Annotated in this window: 6 protein-coding genes and 1 pseudogene; 4 read left to right on the top strand and 3 right to left on the bottom strand. The window is 70.2% G+C overall.

The features are described 5' to 3' along the window. Positions 1–48: 48 nt before the first annotated feature. Both ACFWGZ_RS38810 and ACFWGZ_RS38815 read right to left on the bottom strand, forming a co-directional pair. Complete coding sequence (locus tag ACFWGZ_RS38810; RefSeq protein ID WP_382456587.1) at positions 49–1,557, bottom strand: flagellar basal body protein FliL; 1,509 nt, start codon at positions 1,555–1,557, stop codon at positions 49–51. Continuing rightward, positions 1,554–2,006 carry a hypothetical protein gene (locus ACFWGZ_RS38815; RefSeq protein WP_382456588.1) on the bottom strand — a complete coding sequence of 151 codons (453 nt, stop codon included), beginning with the start codon at positions 2,004–2,006 and terminating at the stop codon, positions 1,554–1,556. The genes ACFWGZ_RS38810 and ACFWGZ_RS38815 overlap by 4 nt, the downstream gene beginning before the upstream one ends. A 17-nt stretch (positions 2,007–2,023) precedes the next feature. Here ACFWGZ_RS38815 and ACFWGZ_RS38820 point away from each other — a divergent pair, with 17 nt between their 5' ends. Both ACFWGZ_RS38820 and ACFWGZ_RS38825 read left to right on the top strand, forming a co-directional pair. Beyond that, positions 2,024–2,833 (top strand): NAD-dependent deacetylase, encoded by an 810-nt coding sequence (locus ACFWGZ_RS38820; RefSeq protein WP_382456589.1) that lies wholly within the window; start codon positions 2,024–2,026, stop codon positions 2,831–2,833. A 9-nt stretch (positions 2,834–2,842) separates the two neighbouring features. Continuing rightward, entirely contained in the window at positions 2,843–4,357 is a 1,515-nt protein-coding gene (locus tag ACFWGZ_RS38825) for a class I adenylate-forming enzyme family protein (RefSeq protein WP_382456590.1), read from the top strand. Here ACFWGZ_RS38825 and ACFWGZ_RS38830 read toward each other — a convergent pair. Beyond that, positions 4,350–4,919, bottom strand: coding sequence for a TetR/AcrR family transcriptional regulator (locus ACFWGZ_RS38830; protein ID WP_382456591.1), 570 nt, complete (start codon positions 4,917–4,919; stop codon positions 4,350–4,352). The two genes, ACFWGZ_RS38825 and ACFWGZ_RS38830, sit on opposite strands and share 8 nt — an antisense overlap. Positions 4,920–5,001: 82 nt before the next feature. On the opposite strand from ACFWGZ_RS38830, the gene ACFWGZ_RS38835 reads away from it, so the two are divergent. Together ACFWGZ_RS38835 and ACFWGZ_RS38840 are read left to right on the top strand one after the other, a co-directional pair. Beyond that, on the top strand, positions 5,002–5,463 hold the full coding sequence (locus ACFWGZ_RS38835) for a cupin domain-containing protein (RefSeq protein ID WP_382456592.1): 462 nt from the start codon (positions 5,002–5,004) through the stop codon (positions 5,461–5,463). Positions 5,464–5,623: 160 nt separating this feature from the next. Further along, positions 5,624–5,969, top strand: a pseudogene (locus tag ACFWGZ_RS38840) (hydrolase); the annotation flags it as partial.

The raw sequence follows: 5,969 nt of genomic DNA on the forward strand, positions 1-5,969 counted from the left end.
GTCACCGCGCTGTTGCGGGTGACAGGGCCGTGGCCGACCTGCGAGAACTTACTTCTTGAGCAGCTCGATCAGCGCGTCGACGTCCTTGGGCTCGAAGCCGCGGAACAGCGTCAGCGCCAGCTCGTAGTAGGAGCGGATCGGGCTCACGTACCACTTGCCGTCGACCTCGGTGGCGACGACGCCGACACCGGTCTTCATGACCGACCCGGCGACGCGGCCGATGATCTCGGCGGCCTCGGCGGGCATGTTCTTGCCGCCCTGCTGCTTGACGAGCTGCGTGATCTCGTCGGCGCAGAGCTTCTGCGTGCCCTGGCCGGGCACCTCGGCCGCGTAGCAGTCGCCGTCGCGGGAGATCGTGACGGTCTCGCCCTCGGCGGTGACCGACACCTTCTTGACCGTGACCTGCTTGCCGCCGGCGACGTCCTTGACGTCGGTCTCCAGCGCGTTCAGCTTGGCGCCGGTCTTGTCCATCCGGCCGGCCTGCTCGAGCAGCAGCGGGCCGAGGTCCTGCAGCACACCGGCCTCGTCCGGCGGCAGCAGCGTGATGACCTTCTTCAGGTCACCGTCGAGCGCGGCGTTGACCAGGTTCTTCGCGGCGTCCTCCGGCGAGCTCGCACCCTCGGGCGCGAAACCGGACTGCGGCCACTTCAGCTTCTCCTCCTCCAGGACCGCGTTGGCGATCGTGTAGAAGGCGCTCGGGTACCACTTGTCGCCGACCTTGATCGACGCGATGCCGATCGGCGTGCCGCGCTTCTTGACCTCGGCGGTGATGTCGACGGTCTCGGACTTCGACCCGGTCAGGTTGATGTCGTCGCCCAGCGCGTCGACGAGCTTGTCGGTGAGCGGGATCTTCGACGCGTCCGAGGTGATCGTGATCTTGCCCTCGACCAGCTTGTTGATGGTGAGGTGGTCGTTGATCTTCTCGGCGGCGGCCTCGTCGAACTTGATGTTCTCGCTCTTGAACTCGACGCCGGTGAGCTTGTTCGGGTCGGCCTCGGGCTTGAGGATCTCGAGCCGCTTCATCTCCTTGGTCATCGACTCCATGTAGTCCTTCGACAGCGCCGCCTCCGCGGGCGCCAGCGAGGCCATGATGCCGACGACGTCACCGCTGCCGAGCTGCTCGATCAGGTTCTTGGCCGCGACCTCCGGCGTGTCCTGGCCGGCGTTGGCCGCCGGGTCGGACTTCAGCACCGCGAAGTACGTGACGCCGCCGCCGATCAGCAGCAGCACCGCGACGACGGCCGTGACGACCAGGCCGGTGCGCTTCTTCTTCGGCGGCTCGCCGCCCATCGGCGCGTAGCCGTAGGGCTGCTGCTCGAAGCCCTGCTGCGGGAACCCCTGCTGGGGGAAGCCCTGCGGCCCGGTCTGCGGGAAGCCCTGCTGCGGGTAGCCGCCCTGCTGGGGCTGCTGCGGGAACCCCTGGGGCCCGGTCTGCGGGAAGCCGCCCTGCTGGGGCTGGCCGCCTGGCTGCTGCGGGTAGCCGCCCTGCTGGGGCTGCTGCCCGTACGGGTTGTTCTGCGGCTGCCACTGGCCGCCGCCGCCACCTGGGTAGCTCACGGGTTCCCTCCTGGAGTTCTCACTGCGCTGCGCCTGGACGAGGTGAGCACCGTGATCGCCCCCGCGATCGTCAGTACGGCACCGGCAAGGGTCGTGACCGGTCCAGCGGTGCTGATTCCGACCAATGAACCCTTGCTATCTCCTTGGACTGTGGCTAGTAGGGCCACGGTTCCACTGATCGTGCCAAAGAGAAGACCCGTGCACGCGGCAAACCGACTAAATCGGAACACGAAGAGGGCGACGACGATCATGGCGAGCGGCGTCAGACCCACCCAGACCGCCGTCACGACGGTGCCCGCCACCCCGTCCAGCCCGGCGAAACCACGGAGCGAGAGCACCTCGTAACTGTCCCTCGTGGTCGATCCGGATTTCAGCCACGGCAGGAAAGTCCCCGCGATCGACGTGACCAAGCCCACTGCCGCGATGGCGGCTCCCACAGCGCTGCGCACCCGTCTAGTGTGAACCGATGGTCTCCCAGGCGTGCGCGGCGGCTCGGGCGCTGGTCGCCTCGGCGCACCGGATCACGGTGCTCACGGGCGCGGGAGTCTCCACCGACTCGGGCATCCCGGACTTCCGCGGGCCCGACGGGCTGTGGGCCCGCGACGCCGACGCGGGCCGCGGCGCCTCCCTGGCCGCCTACCTCTCCGACCCCGAGGTCCGCAGGCTCGCCTGGCGGACCCGGCTGGACAGTCCCGTGTGGACCGCCCGGCCCAACGCCGCGCACAAGGCGCTGGTCGAGCTCGAACGGTCCGGGCGGCTGCGCACCGTCCTGACGCAGAACATCGACGGCCTGCACCAGAAGGCCGGGTCCGACCCGCACCGGGTGCTGGAGCTGCACGGAACGCTGCACGCCACCGTGTGCCTGCAGTGCGGTGCCACGGGCCCGATGCGCGAGGCGTTGAAGCGCGTCGCGGACGGCGACCCCGAACCGGACTGCCTGCGCTGCGGCGGAATCCTCAAGTCCGCCACGATCTCGTTCGGGCAGGAGCTCGACGGCGAGGTGCTGCGCCGCGCGCGCCTGGCCGCGCTGGACTGCGACGTGCTGCTCGTGGCCGGGACGTCGCTCTCCGTGCAACCCGCGGCGGGGCTGGTGCCGCTGGCGGCGAAGGCGGGCGCCCAGGTCGTCATCTGCAACGCCGAACCGACGCCGTACGACTCGGTGGCCGCCGTCGTCCTGCACGAACCCGTGGGCGAGGTGCTGCCCGACCTCAGCGCCGTTCCTCCATCCGGGGGAGGCCGGTTCTCGTCCTGGGGAGATCCGAGCACCTGGTCGTAGTGTCGTGACATGCGCGTACCGCTGATCACCACGGACTTCCTGGACCGGGCGTCGTTCGCGTTCCCGGCGACGACGGCGACCGTCGACGAACCGGACCAGCCGGCCGGGCCGGTCGGGACGACGACGTACGCGCAGATGGCGGACCGGGTGCGCGCGTGGCGGGCCGGGCTCGACGCCCTGGGCGTCGGCGAGGGCGAGCGCGTCGCCGTGGTCAGCCACAACTCGGCGCGGATGCTGGAGCTGCTGCACGCCGTGCCCGGCAGCGGGCGGATCTGCGTGCCGGTGAACTTCCGCCTGCGGCCCGACGAGGTGAAGTACATCGTCGAGCACAGCGGCGCGTCGGCGTTGTTCGTCGACCCCGAGCTGTCCCTGGACGACGTGACCGCGAAGCACCGCTTCACGCTGGGCGAGGAGTCCGAGTCGCTGCTGCGGTTCGATGTGGAGCCACGGCCGTGGAGCGCGCCGTCGGAGGACGCGACCGCGACGATCAACTACACGTCGGGCACCACCGCGCGGCCCAAGGGCGTGCAGCTGACGCACCGCAACATCTGGCTGAACGCCGTCACGTTCGCGATGCACACGCGTGCGTGGGAAGGCGACGTCTACATGCACGTGCTGCCGATGTTCCACTGCAACGGCTGGGGCATGCCGTTCGGTCTCACGGGCCTGGGCGTGCCGCAGGTGGTGCTGCGCAAGGTCGACGGTGCCGAGATCCTGCGCCGTGTGCGCGACCACGGCGTCACGCTCATGTGCGGCGCACCGGCCGTGTGGAACGCTGTGCTGGACGCCGCCGCGTCGTGGGACGGCGAGATCCCCGGCCGTGACACCGTGCGCATCGTCTGCGCCGGAGCGCCGCCGCCCTCGCGCACGATCCAGCGCGTGACCGAGGAACTGGGCTGGGAGTTCCTGCAGATCTACGGCCTGACCGAGACCGCGCCGCTGCTCACGTTCAACCGTGCCCGGCCGGGACCGTCCGGCGAGGAGAAGGCCCGGCTGCAGTCCCGCGCGGGCGCGCCGGCGCTGGGCGCGCAGCTGAGGATCTCCGAGACCGGTGAGGTGCTCGCGCGGTCCAACGTGGTCATGGAGGGCTACTGGGAGAACCCGGAGGCGACCGCCGACGCGATCGAGGACGGCTTCTTCCGCACCGGCGACGGCGGCCACTTCGACGACCAGGGCCACCTGACCATCTCCGACCGCAAGAAGGACGTGATCATCACCGGCGGCGAGAACGTCTCGTCGATCGAGGTCGAGGACTGCCTGTTCTCGCACCCGGCCGTCGCCGAGGTCGCGGTGATCGGCGTGCCCGACGAGAAGTGGGGCGAGACGATCAAGGCGCTCGTCGTGCGCTCCGGCGACGTCACCGAGGCCGAGCTGATCAAGCACTGCAAGGACAGGCTCGCCGGGTACAAGGCGCCGACGTCGGTCGAGTTCCGCGACGCGATCCCGCGCACGGCGACCGGAAAGATCCAGAAGTTCAAGCTCCGCGAGCCGTACTGGACGGGCCGGGAGCGCGGCGTCAACTAGTTCCCACGGTGGTGCGCAGGGCGCGGACGGCCTGCTGCAAGAGATCGCGCAGGGTCCGGGTCTCGCCCGGTCGCGTCCACGTCCGCAACGCCGTCTGCTGCGCGAGCATCGCAGCGGCGGCGGTGATGAACGCGCTCTCGGGATCGCACCCCCGTGAGTGCAGGGCGTCCGCGATGGCCTCGGTGAGAGCCGCGTTCTTGCCGAGCTCGCGCTCCAGCAGCTCCTGGTTGGCCGCGATGACGGAGTAACGGCGCTTCGCCGTGTCACGGCGTACTTCGAGCATCTCGTCGGCGACGACCCCCATCGCGCGCACGACGGCGTCGAGCGCCGGCAGGTCGTCCGAACCCGCGCCGATCTCGGTGACGATCGCCCGCTGCAGGTCCGCGCCCATCCGGAACAGCACCTCGCGCTTGTCGGCGAAGTGGTTGAAGAACGTCCGCTGGGTGAGCCCGGCCCTGGCCGCGATCTCGGCGATCGTCGTGCGCTCGAACCCCTGCTCGCCGAAGAGCTCCAGCGCGGCGGTCTCGAGGCGCTCGGCGGCGTCCGGCTTCCATCGCGGCATGCCGTGAGCCTAGCGATTGCACGATGTGCAGTCACTGGTGCTACGGTGATTGCACAAGCTGAAATCACTTGGGAGGTCCGTCATGGCCACCGTGTCGATCGTCCGGCCCGGCGAGGGCGAGCTCATCGGGAGCGGCCCGTCGCAGATCCGCATCCTGGAGGACGGGAGCAACACCGAGCACCGCCTGGGGATCGGCGAGGTCGTCATCCCGCCGCACACCCCCGGCCCGCCGCAGCACCGCCACGCGCAGCACGACGAGGGCTTCTACGTGCTGTCGGGCACCGTGCGGTTCACCATCGGCACCGACGACCACGAGGTCGGCGCCGGCACGTGGGTCACCGTGCCGCCGGGCGCGCCGCACACGTTCGCGAACCCCGGCGACGTGCCGGCGGTCATGCTGACCACGTTCACGCCCGACCTGTACGTGCAGTACTTCCGCGACCTCAAGGCCATGGTCGAGTCGGGGCAGCCGATGACCCGCGAGACGATGGCGCCGATCTGGCGGAACTACGCCACCGAGCCGTCGGCCGAGTTCGCGCCCTGAGGACGGGCCGGCGTTGCTCCACTCCGGCGACATGCGGACTTCGATCGTCCCAAAAGGACCACCGTCCGTGTTCCACTGTGACACGAGTGGTTGACGGTGCGTGAGTTCCGGATGCGCCGGGTGAGTCTCATTGGTCTAATTCGGGCGGAGGTGATGCTCAGTGTTGACACGACTCTCCGCCGTGGTGGCGTTGGCGGCCCTCGTCCTCACGGGGACCGCCCGCGCCGTGCCGCCGCCTCCGCCGAACCCGAGCGACTCGGAGATCTCGGCGTCGCGTGCGGAGGCGGACGCGAAGGCGGCCCGCGTCGGGGAACTGACCGGGCGCCTGACGCAGGCGGAGTCGCGGCTGCAGGAGCTGCTCGACGACGTCTCCTACAAGCGCGAGCTCGCCAACAAGGCCCGCGTCGACCTGGAGACGGCGATCTCGGAGGCTGAAACCGCCCGGCGCGAGGCCTCCGCCGCCCGCGTGCAGGCCGACGCCGCAACCGCGGCCGTCGAGCAGAGCC

The sequence above is a fragment of the Lentzea sp. NPDC060358 genome, assembly GCF_042725365.1.
In the GTDB taxonomy this organism is placed as follows: Bacteria; Actinomycetota; Actinomycetes; order Mycobacteriales; family Pseudonocardiaceae; genus Lentzea.

Bases quoted from the DNA above. Each gene is read 5' to 3' on its own strand.
- ACFWGZ_RS38820 (WP_382456589.1), top strand. From the start codon at position 2,024: ATGGTCTCCCAGGCGTGCGCGGCGGCTCGGGCGCTGGTCGCCTCGGCG.
- ACFWGZ_RS38825 (WP_382456590.1), top strand. From the start codon at position 2,843: ATGCGCGTACCGCTGATCACCACGGACTTCCTGGACCGGGCGTCGTTC.
- ACFWGZ_RS38830 (WP_382456591.1), bottom strand. From the start codon at position 4,919: ATGCCGCGATGGAAGCCGGACGCCGCCGAGCGCCTCGAGACCGCCGCG.
- ACFWGZ_RS38835 (WP_382456592.1), top strand. From the start codon at position 5,002: ATGGCCACCGTGTCGATCGTCCGGCCCGGCGAGGGCGAGCTCATCGGG.